This is a genomic window from Mycobacterium sp. WUMAC-067, assembly GCF_020217485.1.
Taxonomy (GTDB): domain Bacteria; phylum Actinomycetota; class Actinomycetes; order Mycobacteriales; family Mycobacteriaceae; genus Mycobacterium.
In genome coordinates this window covers 163,413-178,270 of the sequence record NZ_JAEKMI010000008.1, presented here as the reverse complement: position 1 = coordinate 178,270, position 14,858 = coordinate 163,413, and the positions used below count along the sequence as shown (strand labels likewise).

Annotated in this window: 14 protein-coding genes; 5 read left to right on the top strand and 9 right to left on the bottom strand. The window is 69.0% G+C overall.

The genetic code is table 11. From position 1 onward, the window contains the following. Window positions 1–132 precede the first annotated feature (132 nt). A complete protein-coding gene (locus tag JF781_RS08395) occupies window positions 133–411 on the top strand; it encodes a hypothetical protein (protein WP_225329747.1) in 279 nt (92 codons plus the stop codon). Here JF781_RS08395 and dnaG read toward each other — a convergent pair. From dnaG to JF781_RS08380, 3 genes are all read right to left on the bottom strand, one after another. Next, window positions 395–2,347 carry a DNA primase gene (dnaG, locus tag JF781_RS08390; protein WP_225329746.1) on the bottom strand — a complete coding sequence of 651 codons (1,953 nt, stop codon included), beginning with the start codon at window positions 2,345–2,347 and terminating at the stop codon, window positions 395–397. The two genes, JF781_RS08395 and dnaG, sit on opposite strands and share 17 nt — an antisense overlap. Before the next feature lie 30 nt (window positions 2,348–2,377). Then, window positions 2,378–2,995, bottom strand: coding sequence for a superoxide dismutase family protein (locus JF781_RS08385; protein WP_225329745.1), 618 nt, complete (start codon window positions 2,993–2,995; stop codon window positions 2,378–2,380). 67 nt (window positions 2,996–3,062) lie between these two features. Beyond that, window positions 3,063–4,340: a deoxyguanosinetriphosphate triphosphohydrolase gene (locus JF781_RS08380; RefSeq protein WP_225329744.1), complete on the bottom strand. Its 1,278-nt coding sequence runs from the start codon at window positions 4,338–4,340 to the stop codon at window positions 3,063–3,065. Between the two features lie 133 nt (window positions 4,341–4,473). Between JF781_RS08380 and JF781_RS08375 the strand changes: the two genes are divergently transcribed. Next, complete coding sequence (locus tag JF781_RS08375; RefSeq protein ID WP_225329743.1) at window positions 4,474–6,450, top strand: TPM domain-containing protein; 1,977 nt, start codon at window positions 4,474–4,476, stop codon at window positions 6,448–6,450. Between the two features lie 48 nt (window positions 6,451–6,498). Here the strand turns inward: JF781_RS08375 and JF781_RS28705 are convergent, their stop codons facing one another. The 3 genes from JF781_RS28705 to JF781_RS08360 all read right to left on the bottom strand — a co-directional run bounded on the left by JF781_RS28705 (window position 6,499) and on the right by JF781_RS08360 (window position 10,096). After that, window positions 6,499–6,786 (bottom strand): hypothetical protein, encoded by a 288-nt coding sequence (locus JF781_RS28705; RefSeq protein WP_374109678.1) that lies wholly within the window; start codon window positions 6,784–6,786, stop codon window positions 6,499–6,501. A gap of 514 nt (window positions 6,787–7,300) precedes the next feature. After that, the gene (locus tag JF781_RS08365) at window positions 7,301–8,530 is read right to left on the bottom strand and encodes a PPE family protein (RefSeq protein ID WP_225341155.1); all 1,230 of its coding nucleotides are present in this window, start codon (window positions 8,528–8,530) and stop codon (window positions 7,301–7,303) included. A gap of 174 nt (window positions 8,531–8,704) precedes the next feature. Next, window positions 8,705–10,096 carry a glycine--tRNA ligase gene (locus JF781_RS08360; RefSeq protein WP_225327036.1) on the bottom strand — a complete coding sequence of 464 codons (1,392 nt, stop codon included), beginning with the start codon at window positions 10,094–10,096 and terminating at the stop codon, window positions 8,705–8,707. 230 nt (window positions 10,097–10,326) lie between these two features. On the opposite strand from JF781_RS08360, the gene JF781_RS08355 reads away from it, so the two are divergent. Beyond that, complete coding sequence (locus JF781_RS08355; RefSeq protein WP_374109679.1) at window positions 10,327–10,704, top strand: ArsR/SmtB family transcription factor; 378 nt, start codon at window positions 10,327–10,329, stop codon at window positions 10,702–10,704. Continuing rightward, entirely contained in the window at window positions 10,701–11,096 is a 396-nt protein-coding gene (locus tag JF781_RS08350; RefSeq protein WP_225326903.1) for a Fur family transcriptional regulator, read from the top strand. The genes JF781_RS08355 and JF781_RS08350 overlap by 4 nt, the downstream gene beginning before the upstream one ends. 6 nt (window positions 11,097–11,102) lie before the next feature. Here the strand turns inward: JF781_RS08350 and JF781_RS08345 are convergent, their stop codons facing one another. Genes JF781_RS08345 through recO form a run of 3 tightly spaced genes read right to left on the bottom strand, consistent with a single transcriptional unit; the run spans window position 11,103 to window position 13,231 of the window. Next, window positions 11,103–11,531 (bottom strand): hypothetical protein, encoded by a 429-nt coding sequence (locus tag JF781_RS08345; RefSeq protein ID WP_225326904.1) that lies wholly within the window; start codon window positions 11,529–11,531, stop codon window positions 11,103–11,105. Then, window positions 11,531–12,400, bottom strand: coding sequence for a decaprenyl diphosphate synthase (locus tag JF781_RS08340; RefSeq protein ID WP_225326905.1), 870 nt, complete (start codon window positions 12,398–12,400; stop codon window positions 11,531–11,533). The genes JF781_RS08345 and JF781_RS08340 overlap by 1 nt, the downstream gene beginning before the upstream one ends. 33 nt (window positions 12,401–12,433) lie before the next feature. Further along, window positions 12,434–13,231, bottom strand: a complete 798-nt coding sequence (gene recO / locus JF781_RS08335; protein WP_225326906.1) for a DNA repair protein RecO — start codon at window positions 13,229–13,231, stop codon at window positions 12,434–12,436. A 61-nt stretch (window positions 13,232–13,292) separates the two neighbouring features. Between recO and JF781_RS08330 the strand changes: the two genes are divergently transcribed. Beyond that, entirely contained in the window at window positions 13,293–14,795 is a 1,503-nt protein-coding gene (locus tag JF781_RS08330) for an amidase (RefSeq protein WP_225326907.1), read from the top strand. Window positions 14,796–14,858: the final 63 nt, after the last annotated feature.

Sequence of the window (14,858 nt, the reverse complement as noted above, 5' to 3'; positions counted from 1 at the left end):
CGGGTCGCCACCATCGAGCCCCGGTCGATCGCAGCCGGGCGTAGCGGGTCGCCACCGACTTGGCCCAGTCGACCGCGCGCGCACCCCGCCCGGTGAGGCAGGATGGAGCCATCGATAGTCGGGAGGAACGCTTTGATCCGGTATGTCGTGGTGCTGGGACTGGGTTACGTGCTGGGCTCGAAAGCCGGTCGTCGGCGATACGAGCAGATCGTCGGCACCTATCAGGCGCTGACCAGCAGCCCGGTGGCCAAGTCGATGATCGAAGGGGGACGCCGCAAGATCGCGAATCGGATCTCCCCCGACGCCGGCTTTGTCACGCTGGCGGAGATCGACGACCGAACCGCCATCATGGAACGCGACGTCGAGCCGCTGCCCGACGAGGAGCTCGAGTCCTCTACTCGTCGCCGCTAGCCTGCTCGAGCAGGCTGCGCCGGTAGGCCTCCATCGCCACCAGGTCGCCGAACAACGCGTGATACTCGTCGCCCTGTTCGATCGGCGACATGCGCTGCAACTTCGACTTCACCTCGGCGATCTGGCGGCCCATCCACACCTCTTGCAGCCGGGCCAGCACGCCGGCGATGTAGCGCGGCATTTTCTCCTCGTCGACCTGGATGGCCTCGACACCCAGCTCGCTGATCAGGGCCGCCGTCAACGGAGACGAGGCCCGGTCGCGCACCGCCTCGAGCCACTGCGCCCCGGTGATCCCGCCCGACGTGCCGCCGGCGGTCTCGATGGCCGCGCGGATCGCGGCGTACCCGGGGTGGGTGAAGCTCTCGACGGTCAGCGTGTCGAACACCGGGCCGGCCAGCGCCGGGTACTGCAACGCCGACTTGAGCGCCTCCCGCTGAGGCCACAGGGTGGGGTCGCGGGGGTCGGGGCGACGGGCGGCGGGCTGGGCCGCGGCGGGAGGCTGCTCCGCGCGCCGCGACATCTTGGGTCCGGCCGCGCCGCGGGCCGCGGTTTTGGAGTTCTTGGATTGGCCGCGCACCCGGTCGATGACCTGCGCGACGTCGTCCCAGCCGACCCACCCGGCGAGCTGGCGGGCGTACTCGTCGCGCAGCGTCGGGTCCTTGATCTGGCCGACCATGGGCACGCAGCGGCGTAGCGCGGCCACCCGGCCCTCGGCGCTGTCGAGGTCCATCTCGGCGAGCGCCGACCGGATCGCGAACTCGAACAACGGCGTTCGCCGGGCCACCAGGTCGCGCAGGGCGCCGTCGCCGGACTTCAGCCGCAAGTCGCAGGGGTCCATGCCGTCCGGCGCGACGGCCACAAACGACTGTCCCGCCAGGTTCTGCTCGCCGCCGAAGGCCTTGAGGGCGGCGGCCCGCCCGGCCGCGTCGCCGTCGAACACGTAGATCAGCTCGCCGCGAAAGAAGCTGTCGTCCATCATCAGTCGGCGCAGCATCCCCAGGTGCTCGTCGCCGAAAGCGGTGCCGCACGACGCCACGGCGGTGGTGACCCCGGCCAGATGCATCGCCATCACGTCGGTGTAGCCCTCGACGACGACGGCCTGGTGGCCCTTGGCGATGTCGCGTTTGGCCAAGTCGATGCCGAACATCACGTTCGACTTCTTGTACAGCAGCGTCTCGGGGGTGTTGATGTACTTGGCTTCCATCGGGTCGTCGTCGAACAACCGCCGGGCACCGAAACCGATCACCTCGCCCGACGAGGAACGGATGGGCCACAGCAGGCGGCGATGGAAGCGGTCCATCGGCCCGCGGCGCCCCTGCCGCGACAGGCCGGCCGCTTCCAGCTCCTTGAACTCGAAACCCTTTCGCACCAAGTGCTTTGTCAATGAGTCCCAGCCGGACGGCGCGAACCCGCAACCGAAGTGACGGGCGGCCTCGGCATCGAAGTTGCGCTCGGTCAGGTACTGGCGCGCCGGCGCCGCCTCGTCGGATTCCAGCGCCGCCGCGTAGAACTCGGCCGCGGCGGCGTTGGCCGCGACGAGGCGGCTGCGACTTCCGCGGTCGCGCTGCACGCTGGTCGCCGGGCCGGAGTAGGTGATGGTGTGACCGACCCGGTCGGCGAGCATCTCGACCGCCTCGACGAAGCTGACGTGCTCGATCTTCTGGATGAACGCGTACACGTCGCCGCCCTCGCCACAGCCGAAGCAGTGAAAGTGGCCGTGGTTGGGGCGGACATGAAACGACGGCGACTTCTCGTCATGAAACGGGCACAGCCCCTTGAGCGAATCCGCGCCCGCGCGCCGCAATTGCACGTAATCGCCGACCACTTCGTCGATGCGTACCCGTTCGCGGATGGCGGCGATGTCGCGATCGGGAATCCGGCCGCGGCCCCGGGCGCGCCCGTCGCCCTCGCTCCATGAACCTGCCGGGCTTGACATCGGCTCAGTCTAAGGGCGCGGCGGGGAAGGCTAGCCGGTTCCGATGACACCGCACGCGACGCGATCCATCGCGTTCTCGGTGTCCTGGGCGCCGTGCAGCATCAGCGCGGTCTTGGTACCGGCCAGCAGGTCGTCGCGGGTGAACGAGTCGGTGGTGGTGACCAGGTAGGCCGCGCCGTCCTGGCGCACCTCGAGCGTCGCCAGATCGCCGCTCTCGGGCTTACCGGTGTGGCCGGGGGCCTGGTAGTGGCCGCCGGCGGACAAGAAGTTGCCCGGCGCGCCGCCGGTGGGGGCCACCGAGTTCGGCTCGCACTTGCCGATCTCGTGGACGTGCAGGCCGTGCAGGCCGGGGGTCAGGATGCCGGTCGCCACCGTCTTCACGGTGACGGTCACATAGTTGCCGGTGAAGTCGAAGGTCGCGGTGGCCGCGGTCCGGCCGTCGGGCGTCTTCAACTCCGCGCTGAGCGAGCCGCCGGCGGGTGCCGGCGTCGTCGTCTCCCCGGAGGAGGTCGGGGCGGCGGACTTCACCGGCGGGGTGGTGCCCGGCTGGCTGCTCTCGTGCTGCGGTGAACTGCAGGCAGTCATGGCGACGACGGGAAGGCCCATCACGAGGGAGGCCATCAAGGGAGAGCCGCTGAATTTCTTCATATCGGGCAGCCTAACTCGCGGCGGCCGCGCCGGTTCCCGGACCGGACGAGTGGCGGGCGACGATCCACTACGGACCGGCCTGGCGGGCGTCGATCCGTTCCAGCCGGCCCTCGGTGTAGGAGGCGATTTGATCGACGATGACCCGCCACCGGGCGGCGTCGTCGGCCGCGGTGTTGAAGGCCGCAGCAAAGACCGGGTCGAGGGTTCGGGGTGCTCCCGCGTACAGCCACTGCGCCACCCGGTGGATGCGCTCACGCTGCCCGGCCTGGGTTTCCTGATGCCGCGGATCGGACATGATGAACTGCAGCGCCAGGATTTTCAGCAGCGCGACCTCGGCCCGCACCAGATCGGGAACCTGCAGCTCGGCCCGGTAGCGCACCAGCGGTCCGGGTCCGGCCGCCGCGCGAGTGGTGGCGATGGCGGCCGAGGCGAACCTCCCGACCAGCTCACTGGTCAGCCGCTTGAGTGCGACCGACGCCGCGAGCGTGGCGTCGTACTTGCCCACGGCGGCGACCACCGGCAGCGCCGACAGCCGTCGCGCGGCCGCCATGAAATCGTCGGCGCGCACCCGGGAAAACTCGGTCTCACCCAGTTTGGCCAGCGCCGCGGCCTCGTCATCGTCGGCGAGCACCCGCAGGTCGATGCGTTGGGAGACGACGCCGTCCTCCACGTCGTGCACCGAGTAGGCCACGTCGTCGGCCCAGTCCATCACCTGCGCCTCCAGGCACATCCGGCCCTCCGGTGCGCCCGACCGCATCCAGGCCGCCGGCTCGCGGTCGGCGTCGTAGAACCCGAACTTGCGGGCCGCGCTTCCCGCCCCTTCGCCGCGGGGCCACGGGTATTTGGTGACCGCGTCCAGCGACGCGCGAGTCAGGTTCAGCCCCGCGCTGTTACCTTGTGCGTCAAGCACTTTGGGCTCGAGGCTGGTCAGGATTCGGAAATTCTGGGCGTTGCCCTCGAAGCCGCCGTAGCTCGCAGCGACCTCGTCGAGCGCACGCTCGCCGTTGTGCCCGTAGGGCGGGTGGCCGATGTCGTGGGCCAGGCCCGCCAGGTCGACCAGGTCGAGATCGCAGCCCAGCCCGACGGCCATTCCCCGCCCGATCTGGGCGACCTCGAGGGAGTGCGTCAGCCGGGTGCGCGGCGTGTCCCCTTCCCGCGGCCCGACGACCTGGGTCTTGTCGGCCAGCCGGCGCAGGGCGGCGCTGTGCAGGACCCGGGCGCGGTCGCGGGCGAAGTCGGTGCGGTGCTGGCCTTCCGTGCCCGGCAGACCCGCAGTCTTGGCCGCTTCGGTTACCCGTCGCTGACGGTCGAAGTCGTCGTAGGGGTCGCGCTGATTCCTGGTCACCGACGCACAGTCTGCCAGGGAATGCGCGCCCAAGGCTGGCGCGACGGGCCTGCATCGTCGCGGGGCTGTGCTGCATTGCCCCACTCCTCAGCAGGCCTACGGGCCTGCATCGTCGCGGGGCTAGATTGGCCGTATGCGCACCGCTCGCCTGCTCGCCATGCTCGCGACGCTCTTCACGGTCGGCCTCAGCGGCGGGCTGCTGCAGGCACCGCCCGCCGGCGCGCAACCGCCATTCCGGTTGGCCGACTACATCACCGACAACGCGGGAGTCTTATCGGATTCCGGGCGCAGCACGGTCACCGCCGCCGTCAACAAGCTGTACACCGACCGCCACATCCGGCTGTGGGTGGTCTACGTCGGCGACTTCTCCGAGCAGACGCCGACGGGATGGGCGCAACGCACCGTGCGCGCCAGCGACCTGGGCGGCTACGACGCGCTGCTGGCCGTCGCGACCACCAGCCGCGCCTACGCATTCCTGGTGCCGTCCACCATCAAGAGCGTCAACGCCAATCAGGTTGACAACTTGCGGCGCAACAAGATCGAACCCGCCTTGCACAGCGGCGACTGGAGCGGCGCCGCCGTCGCGGCGGCCAACGGACTCGACGCGTCGCCCGGTTCGTCGGGGCGGGTGATCCTGCTGGCCACACTGGCGGCCATTCTCATCGCGCTGGCGGGCCTGCTGCTGGTGATGCGCTATCGCGGCAAACGCCGGCGGGCCGCGGCGTTGGCGGCCGCACGCCGGGTCGACCCCACCGACGTCGACGCGCTGGCCGCGCTGCCGCTGGAGACGCTCGACGACCTGTCCCGCACGCTGGTGGTGGACGTCGACAACGCGCTTCGCACCAGCGCCAACGAACTGGACCTGGCGGTCGGCGAATTCGGCGAGGAGCGAACCGAGCCGTTCACCCGCGCGGTGACCAATGCCAAAGCGGCTCTGTCCCAAGCGTTCACGGTGCGCCAGCAACTCGATGACAGCACACCGGAGACGCCGGCGCAGCGGCGCGAACTGCTCACCCAGGTGATCGTGTCGGCGGCGCGGGCCGACCGCGAGCTGGAGTCACAAACCGAGGCGTTCGAGCAGCTGCGCGATCTGGTGATCAACGCCGCGTCACGGTTGGACGCGCTGACGCAGCAGTACGTGGAACTCACCAGCCGCCTCGCGCCGTCGGAGCAACGGCTGGCGGCGCTGCACCACGACTTCAGCCCCGCCGCACTGACTTCGGTGTCCGGCAATGTCACGACGGCCAAGGAGCGGCTGACGTTCGCCGACCGCAACATCGGCAACGCCCGTGAGCTTGCCGCCCGCGCCGTCACCGGTGGGCAAGCCGGTCTGGTCGACGCCGTCCGGGCCGCCGAGTCGGCCCTCGGGCAGGCGCGAGCGCTGCTCGACGCGGTGGACAACGCGGCCAACGACATTCAGCACGCGATCGACCGGCTGCCATCGGCCATGGACGACATCAAGAACGACATCGCGCGCGCGAACGAACTGCTGCAGAAAAAATCCGCGCACACCGGCGATCTGGTGGCGGCCCGCGACGCGGCCACCCGGGCCGTCGAGAGCGCCCGCGCCGGCGGTTCCGACGATCCGCTGGGCGCCTTCGGACAGCTGACCAAGGCCGACACCGCGCTCCACGAGCTGCTGGGCACCCTGGCTGAAGAGCAGGCCACCGCCGAGCGACTCAACCGATCGCTGGAGCAGGCGTTGTTCACCGCGCAAACACGGGTGCGCGCGGTGTCCGACTACATCGACACGCGCCGCGGCAGCATCGGCCCCGACGCCCGCACCCGGCTGGCCGAAGCCAAACGCCACCTGCAGGTCGCGCAGGACATGGGCGCGACGAACCCGAGCGAAGCGATCGCGCACGCCAATGCGGCGTCGACGCTGGCCTCTCATGCCCAGTCGCTGGCCAACGACGATGTGCAGACGATGCAGCGCGCCTACACCCGTCGCGGCGGCAGTGACATGGGCGCGATGCTCGGCGGCATCATCATCGGCGACCTGCTCAGCGGCGGCATGCTGGGCGGATTCGGCGGCTGGAGCCCGACGTCGTTCGGTGGCGCCCCGGGTTCTTCCGACGGCGGCTTCATGGGTGGCGGCGGCCGATTCTGAGTCGCCGCGCTGCTACCGCGGCGAGTTCGGTTCGCTACGTACCGGCGTTCAGCCGGCTGCCGGGGAATGCGGTACGACGCCGACGGGCCGCGGCGCGGCTTCGCCTTCCCACCCGCCCCAGACGCCGTCGGCGACCGCTGTCGGGCGGGGCGCGTCGAGTGTCTCCTCCGCGGTCTCGGCGCTCGCGTCGGACTTCGGCGCCCAGTGGTCGTAATCGTCCGGTGGAACGACGACCCCCCACTTGAGCGGCACCGATAAGCCACCGAGCACGCCGGACTCACCGCGTACTGCCGCCACCGTGTCGTCAGGTAACGGCGAACCGAGAGGCAAAAGCACCCCTGCCCCCTTCCACAGCCGGTCAAAGCGTTCGGGCGCTGTGGCGAAGTTATTTACACCAACCGGTCACATCGTAAGACAAACTGAAGAAGATATGCGGGAATTGCCAATTTTCCATTAATTTGAGCCGGTGTCGGACCAACGCCGACCCATCGCCTGGCCGGTCAGGACCGCCGCCGTGTGGGCCACGCGCGCCGGGAACTGTCGGGAACTCACCCGGCTCCGGGCAACCTGTTCCCCGCAAACCCCTTGTCGCACAGCTCCTTAGGGCGGGCGAGGGTGATCGGGATCGAGCGGTCGGCCACGAGTGCTCGACGGGGTCCGACGCGTTGCGCCGCTCGCTTGCGCCTTGGGCAACGCATGCGGGCGGGCGCGCCGTTGCTGTTTTTACGGGACGTATTAGATGAATTCGCGCAATGCGATACGGCGACTGACTGCGTCCAGGCCAACTTAATCGATTTCCGTTTCTCACCGCCGTGCACACCATGCACATCCGCAACAGCGGCATCGGTCACTATCGGGTCCGCGGCACCACTTTGGGCCGGGACCGCACCACCTCGGCCTTGGTGCCGCGGTCCTCGCCCTTGGGGTTTTTCTCACCCACCGGCATGGCCGTCATCGGCGGGCCGCTGCCCGGGCCGGCCGCCCCCGCCGTCGCCGCCGTCGCCGGCGCTCCGCCGGCCACGCCGGACATCGCCGGCGCGGGCACGTAAGCCGGCATCGACCCTTGCCACGCCGCGGGCACCGACATCGCCCCGACGAACCGCGCGGTCCCCAGGCCCGCCGACGCGACGCCGAGGGCGCCCAGTCCTCCGCCGGCCAACGGTTGCAGATCGGACAGCACGCTATGCGCGCTGTGCGGGGCCTCGCCGGCCACGTTGGTGGCACTGAGCAAAACCGGGGCCGGTGCCGCCGCCGGCGCGACGGTCGCCGGAGCGGTGCTTTGGGCCAGCGCCACCATGGGTGGCATCAGCGCGCTTGCCGGGTACATTCCGGCCTGGGCCACCGTCGTCAGGGTCGCCACCGGCGCGGAGGTCATCAACGACGTCAGCGACGAGACGGCCGGCGAGAGCGCCATGAACACCGACTGCAGCTGAGATGCGAACGCGGTCCCCAGTGAGGACAAGCCCTGGAAGAACTGTGACGCTAAAGTCAGGGGCGCCGTCACCAGGTCGGCCAGGCCCGCCAGGCCCGCGGATGCCGCGCCGCCGCCGAGACCCGCGGGCGGCGGGGTGAACGCCGGCAGCGTCTCCACCAGCGTTTGGGCCCCCGCGTGATAGCCCACCATCGCGGCCACGTCCTGCGCCCACATCTCGACGTACTCAAGCTCGGTCTGCGCGATCGCCGCCGTGTTCTGGCCGAAGAAGTTGGTCGCGATCAGGATCAGCAACCGGGCACGATTCGCCAGCACCGCCGGCAACGGCACCGTCGCGACCACCGCCCCCTCGAACGCCAGCGCCGCCAGCCGGGCTCGGATCGCGGCCACCTCCGCCTCCGCCGCGGCGATCAGCAGCCATTGCACGTAGGGCGCCGCGGCGGCCGTCATCGATGCCGACGACGGACCCGTCCAGGGGCCCGCCGCCAGGTCCGTCACCACGGTGTTGAACGAGGACGCCGAGGACGACAGCTCCGCCGCCAATCCGTCCCACGCGGAAGCCGCCTCGAACAGAGGACCGGAACCGGGGCCGCCGACTATCAAGGCCGAGTTGATTTCCGGAGGGAAGAACAAGAACGCGGGAATCATCCACACCCCAACCGACCGAGTCAACGGCTCCTGCGTCAGACGGCCCGACATCCGCCCGCGGCTCAACTGGCTATCTACTTATGCCCCACGGCAGATCCTAAGGCACCGCCACCGCCGACGGCCGGACTTTTAAGCAAACCTTAATTCGCAAATGCGGCCCGGCGACGGCAGTGACTAGCAGCCTTTGAGGCGCGCCGCGAGGTAATCGGCGACGGTGTTCATCGCGACTCGCTCCTGGGACATGTCGTCGCGCCGGCGCACCGTCACCGCGTTGTCCTCGAGCGAGTCGAAATCCACCGTCACACAGAACGGCGTGCCGATCTCGTCCTGGCGGCGATAGCGCCTCCCGATCGCACCGGCGTCGTCGAAATCGATATTCCAAAACTGGCGCAGTTCGGCGGCCAGGTCACGGGCCTTGGGGCTCAGATCGGCATGGCGGGACAGCGGCAGCACCGCCGCCTTGACCGGGGCCAGCCGCGGGTCCAGCCGCAGGACGGTGCGCTTTTCCATCTTGCCCTTGGCGTTCGGGGCCTCGTCCTCGACGTAGGCGTCGATCAGGAAGGCCATGAACGACCGCGTCAAACCGGCCGCCGGTTCGATGACATACGGGATGTAGCGCGCGTCGGTCGCTTGGTCGTAGAACGACAGGTCGACGCCGGAATGCTTTGAATGAGTCGACAAATCGAAATCGGTACGGTTGGCGACGCCCTCCAGTTCACCCCACGGGTTACCGGCGAAGCCGAATTTGTACTCGATGTCGACGGTGCGATCGGAGTAGTGCGACAGTTTGTCGGCCGGGTGTTCAAACAACCGCAGGTTCTCCGGATCGATACCCAACTCGACATACCATTGCAGCCGGGTGTCGATCCAATACTGATGCCATTCCTTCGCGGTCGAGGGCTCGACGAAGAACTCCATTTCCATTTGCTCGAACTCGCGCGTCCGGAAAATGAAGTTGCCCGGGGTGATCTCGTTGCGAAAGCTCTTGCCGATCTGGCCGATACCGAACGGCGGCTTCTTGCGGGCGGTCGTCACCACGTTGGCGAAGTTGACGAAGATGCCCTGCGCGGTCTCCGGACGCAGATAGTGCAAGCCCTCCTCGGTCTCGATGGGTCCCAGGTAGGTCTTGAGCATCATGTTGAATTCGCGGGGCTCGGTCCACTGCCCGGGCTCGCCGGTGTCTGGGTCGCGGATGTCGGCCAGTCCGTTGGGCGGCGGGTGGCCGTGCTTGGCCTCGTAAGCCTCGATGAGATGGTCGGCGCGGTAACGCTTGTGGGTGATCAACGACTCCACCAGCGGGTCGTGGAAGACCTCGACGTGGCCCGAGGCCACCCACACTTGCCGCGGCAAGATGATCGATGAGTCCAGGCCGACGACGTCGTCGCGTCCGCTGACCACCGCGCGCCACCACTGGCGCTTGATGTTCTCTTTGAACTCCACACCCAACGGGCCGTAGTCCCACGCCGACCGGGTTCCGCCGTAGATCTCCCCCGAGGGGAAGACGAAGCCGCGCCGCTTGGCCAGGTTCACTACGGTGTCGATGACGGACGCCACGGGGTGGTGCACTCCCTTTCCGGGGTTGGGTGGGCGCGCCTGGCGGTCGAGCGCCGTGCGCAGAGCATCAGTCATGGTAGCGATCGGCGCCGCGGTCTTTGACATGCGTCATCATGCATGTGACAGTGGAGGCAGCCGATACGGCGGAGACTTTCCCACTACCTGGCACTTCTCGAGGTGATGCCGCTCCCATGATGTCCCCCTCACGTTCTGCGTCGATGCCGGCGGCCACCGACGGCGGCATGGGAACGGACCTGGACGCGGTCGCCCATGACCACGGCGGACTCGGCGCCGGTGGGCACTCCGGACTGGTCGATTACCCGGTCCCGCCGCCGCGGGAGATCCTCGATGCCGCGGGCGAGTTGTTGCGGGCGCTGGCGGCGCCGGTGCGCATCGCCATCGTGTTGCAGTTGCGGGAATCCCATCGCTGCGTGCACGAACTGGTGGACGCGCTCGGCGTGCCGCAGCCGCTGGTCAGTCAGCATCTGAAGATCCTGAAGGCGGCGGGCGTGGTTGCCGGCGAGCGCTCCGGGCGCGAAGTGCTGTACCGGCTCGCCGATCATCACCTCGCCCACATCGTGGTGGACGCCGTCGCGCACGCGAGCGAGGACACCCCGTGACGTCAGGGGCGAGCGTCCGCTCGACCCGTCAGCGTGCGGCGATTTCCACACTGTTGGAGACACTCGACGAATTCCGCTCCGCGCAGGATCTGCACGACGAGCTGCGCCGGCGCGGCGAGAACATCGGGCTGACCACCGTCTACCGGACGCTGCAGTCGATGGCCGCGGCGGGCATGATCGACACGCTGCGCACCGACACCGGCGAGTCGGTCTATCGCAGGTGTTCGGAGCACCATCACCACCACTTGGTCTGCCGCAGTTGCGGATCCACGATCGAGGTGGGCGATCACGAGGTCGAGGAGTGGGCGACGGCCGTGGCCGCCAAGCATGGCTTCTCCGACGTCAGTCACACCATCGAAATCTTCGGCACCTGTTCAGACTGCCGGCCCTGACCCGATTCAGCCTGTCAGTGTGCGGCGTATCTGGGCGCCGGTGTCGAGCACCAACAGGATCAAGGTCCGCAAGGCGTCGTCGGTCAGGCCGGCGCCGGGAAAGTTGTAGCGCAGCATCACGTCGGCGCTTTTAGCCGCGCCCTTGCCCGAATTGCGCTGCACGGCTTTGTCATTGACCTTCTCGATCAGGGTGACGCTGCCGAAGTTGCTGTCGCGCGCCTGCTTGGCCACCTGGTCGCTGATCTTCTTGGTCAGCGGCAGGTCCCACGCCAATATCTGGGTGAGCGAGACCAGGTCGAGGTCCTCGGCGATGTTCACCACCCGCAACGACGCGATGGTGCCGTCATGGTGGACCGTCAGCGCGCCATCGGTCTCCTCCTGCAGCGCAACGACATCGCCGAGGATCGACGCCAGACGCTCCTGCAGTGATGGCACTATGCGCTCCCGAACCGGCGATCGCGCGAGGCGTATTCCTCGCAGGCGGCCCACAAGTCGCGCCGGTCGTAGTCAGGCCACAGCTTGTCCTGAAAGACGTACTCGGCGTATGCGGCCTGCCACAGCATGAAATTGCTGGACCGATGCTCACCCGAGGTCCGCAAGAACAGGTCCACGTCGGGAATGTCGGGCCGCTGCAGGTGATTTGCCACCGTCGACTCGGTGATGCGCTCCGGGTTCAGCCGGCCGGCCGCAGCCAGGCGTGCGATTTCCTTTGTGGCATCGGCTATTTCGGCGCGACCGCCGTAGTTCACACAGTAGTTGACGGTGATGACGTCGTTGTCCTTCGTCAGGTCCTCCGCGATCGCCAGCTCGTTGATCACGCTGCGCCACAGGCGGGGCCGCGAACCGACCCAGCGGATCTTGACCCCTATCGTATTCAGGTTCACCCGGCGCATGCGCACCACGTCACGGTTGAAGCCCATCAGGAAGCGAACCTCTTCGGGTGAACGCTTCCAGTTCTCGGTCGAGAAGGCGTAGAGGCTGAGCCATTTGATCCCGATTTCGATTGCCCCACAGACGATGTCGATGACCACCGCCTCCCCGGCGCGGTGGCCGTCGGTGCGGCTCAGCCCCTGCTGGGTGGCCCAACGGCCGTTGCCGTCCATGACGATGGCCACATGGTTGGGCAACCGCTCGGCCTCGATCCTGGGCGCGGCCGCCCTGGAGATGTGCTGCGGCGGCCGGCACGGGCCACCGTCGGCCGACGGCGGCAGCTCCGGGAACACGACGGGCCAGGTCGACTTGTCGGGGAAGACCGGATAGTCGTCGGGCGCGGGGGGCAGCTGCGGGAAACCGCGGTTCGTCACTTGCGCCCCACCCGGTCCCCATCAACCGTCCCGTTAGCCACAGTCCATATCCTGCCCGATCAGCGTCGCGCGCTGATCGGCGATGGTGCGGTCCACGTGATACGTCCGTTCTACGAGCGGCAACGTCTTGAGCTTCCGCTCCAAATGCCATTGCAGGTGCGCCGCCACCAGACCGCTGACGTAGTTGCGGTGCGACTGCGGCGTCTTTTCGGCGAAGTCCCAATCGCCGTCGTGCAGCGCCGTCATCAAATCCAGCACCCCCGGCGGCGGCGTCGTCGAACCGGCCGGGCGGCAGTGCGGGCAGACGCTGCCACCGGCACCGACATGGAACGCGCGATGGGGACCGGGCGTGGCGCAGCGGGCGCACTCGCTCAGCGCCGGCGCCCATCCGGCGATGCCCATCGCCCGCAGCAGGTAGGCATCCAGCAGGAGGTCCCGGGACCGGCGGCCGTCGGCCACCGCCCGCAGGGCGCTCACCGTGAGCCCGTGCAGGGCGGGGGCGGGCGCCCGCTCCTCACCGGCGAGGCGTTCGGCGGTTTCCAGCATGGCGCACCCGCAGGTGTAGCGGCCGTAGTCGCTGACGATGTCGGTGGCGAACGCGTCGATCGAGACGACCTGGGTGACGATGTCGAGGTTGCGGCCGGGATGTAACTGCGCGTCGATGTGCGCGAACGGCTCCAGCCGCGCACCAAATTTGCTGCGGGTGCGACGCACGCCCTTGGCCACCGCGCGGACCAGCCCGTGATCACGGGTTAGCAGGGTGACGATCCGGTCGGCTTCGCCGAGCTTGTGCTGGCGCAGCACAACAGCTCGGTCTCGGTATAGCCGCATCCCAATAGTTTTGCACCCCGCCGCGACATTGCGGGTATCCGCGCCGTTAGTCTCGTACCCCGTGATTGGCGCTTCTGGGTCGGGTTTTGGGGCCCTTTCCGGCTCGGGTCCCGGATCCGGCCGCCGGCGCCTGCCCACGCTGACCGATTTGCTCTATCAGCTGGCCAGCCGCTCGGTGACGTCCACCACGCTGGTGGGTCGTTCGCTGCACGCCATCCACGCCAGCCAGCCCACGCTGAACGCCTTCCGGGTGGTGCTGACCGAGTCGGCACTGGCCGACGCGGCCGAGGCCGACCGGCGCCGCGCGGCCGGGGACACCGCCCCGCTGCTGGGCATTCCGATCGCCGTCAAGGACGACGTCGACATTGCGGGCGAGCCCACCGCGTTCGGCACCGAGGGGCGGGTCGCGCCGGCGACGCACGACGCCGAGGTGGTGCGCCGCCTCAAGGCCGCCGGCGCGGTGATCGTGGGCAAGACGAACACCTGCGAACTCGGCCAGTGGCCGTTTACCAGCGGGCCCGGTTTCGGGCATACCCGCAACCCCTGGTCGCGGCGGCACACCCCCGGCGGATCGTCGGGCGGCAGCGCCGCGGCGGTGGCCGCGGGTCTGGTCACGGCCGCCATCGGGTCCGACGGCGCCGGCAGTATCCGCATCCCCGCGGCGTGGACGCACCTGGTGGGCATCAAACCGCAGCGCGGGCGGATCTCGACCTGGCCGCTCCCGGAGGCGTTCAACGGCATCACGGTCAACGGCGTGCTGGCCCGCACGGTGGCCGACGCGGCGTTGGTGCTCGACGCCGCGTCCGGCAACGTCGAGGGCGATCGGCACAAACCCCCCGCGATCACCGCCTCCGACTATGTGGGGAAGGCGCCCGGCCCGCTGAACATCGCGCTGTCAACCCGATTCCCCTACACCGGCTTCCGTCCCAAGCTGCACCCGGAGATCCTGGCGGCGACGCGCGCCGTGGGTAACCAGCTCGAACTGCTGGGCCACACCGTGGTGCCCGGCAACCCGGACTACGGCATGAGGCTGTCGTGGGACTTTCTCGCCCGGTCCACCGCGGGGCTGCGGGATTGGGAGGAGCGCCTGGGCGACGGCGTCGTGCTGGACCCTCGCACCCTGTCCAACCTGCGCATGGGCGCAGCGCTGGGGCAGGCGATTCTGCGCAGCGCCCGCCGCCACGAGGAAGCCGACCAGCGCCGGGTCGGTTCGATCTTCGACATCGTCGACGTGGTGTTGGCGCCGACCACCGCCCAGCCCCCGCCGCTGGCGCGGGCCTTCGACCGGTTGAGCGGCTTCGGCACCGACCGGGCCATGATCGCGGCCTGCCCGCTGACGTTCCCGTGGAACGTCCTGGGGTGGCCGTCCATCAACGTTCCGGCGGGCTTCACCTCCGAGGGCTTGCCCATCGGCGTGCAGCTGATGGGCCCGGCCAACAGCGAGGGCATGTTGATTTCGCTGGCCGCCGAGCTGGAAGCCCTGTGCGGATGGGCGAGCCAGCAGCCCCAACCCTGGTGGAACCAGAGCGCGGCCACCCCGGAGGCACCGGCGCCCAGCGGCTGAAACAGCGCCCCGCGCCCCGTCGTCTTCCCAGGTCGCGCGGTGAATTTCCGGCCGACAAGGCGG

What these genes read in the sequence shown, in the direction of transcription:
- dnaG (WP_225329746.1), bottom strand. Translation starts at nt 2,347, where the DNA reads ATGTCAAGCCCGGCAGGTTCATGGAGCGAGGGCGACGGGCGCGCCCGG.
- JF781_RS08385 (WP_225329745.1), bottom strand. Translation starts at nt 2,995, where the DNA reads ATGAAGAAATTCAGCGGCTCTCCCTTGATGGCCTCCCTCGTGATGGGC.
- JF781_RS08375 (WP_225329743.1), top strand. Translation starts at nt 4,474, where the DNA reads ATGCGCACCGCTCGCCTGCTCGCCATGCTCGCGACGCTCTTCACGGTC.
- JF781_RS08365 (WP_225341155.1), bottom strand. Translation starts at nt 8,530, where the DNA reads ATGATTCCCGCGTTCTTGTTCTTCCCTCCGGAAATCAACTCGGCCTTG.
- JF781_RS08355 (WP_374109679.1), top strand. Translation starts at nt 10,327, where the DNA reads ATGGGAACGGACCTGGACGCGGTCGCCCATGACCACGGCGGACTCGGC.
- recO (WP_225326906.1), bottom strand. Translation starts at nt 13,231, where the DNA reads ATGCGGCTATACCGAGACCGAGCTGTTGTGCTGCGCCAGCACAAGCTC.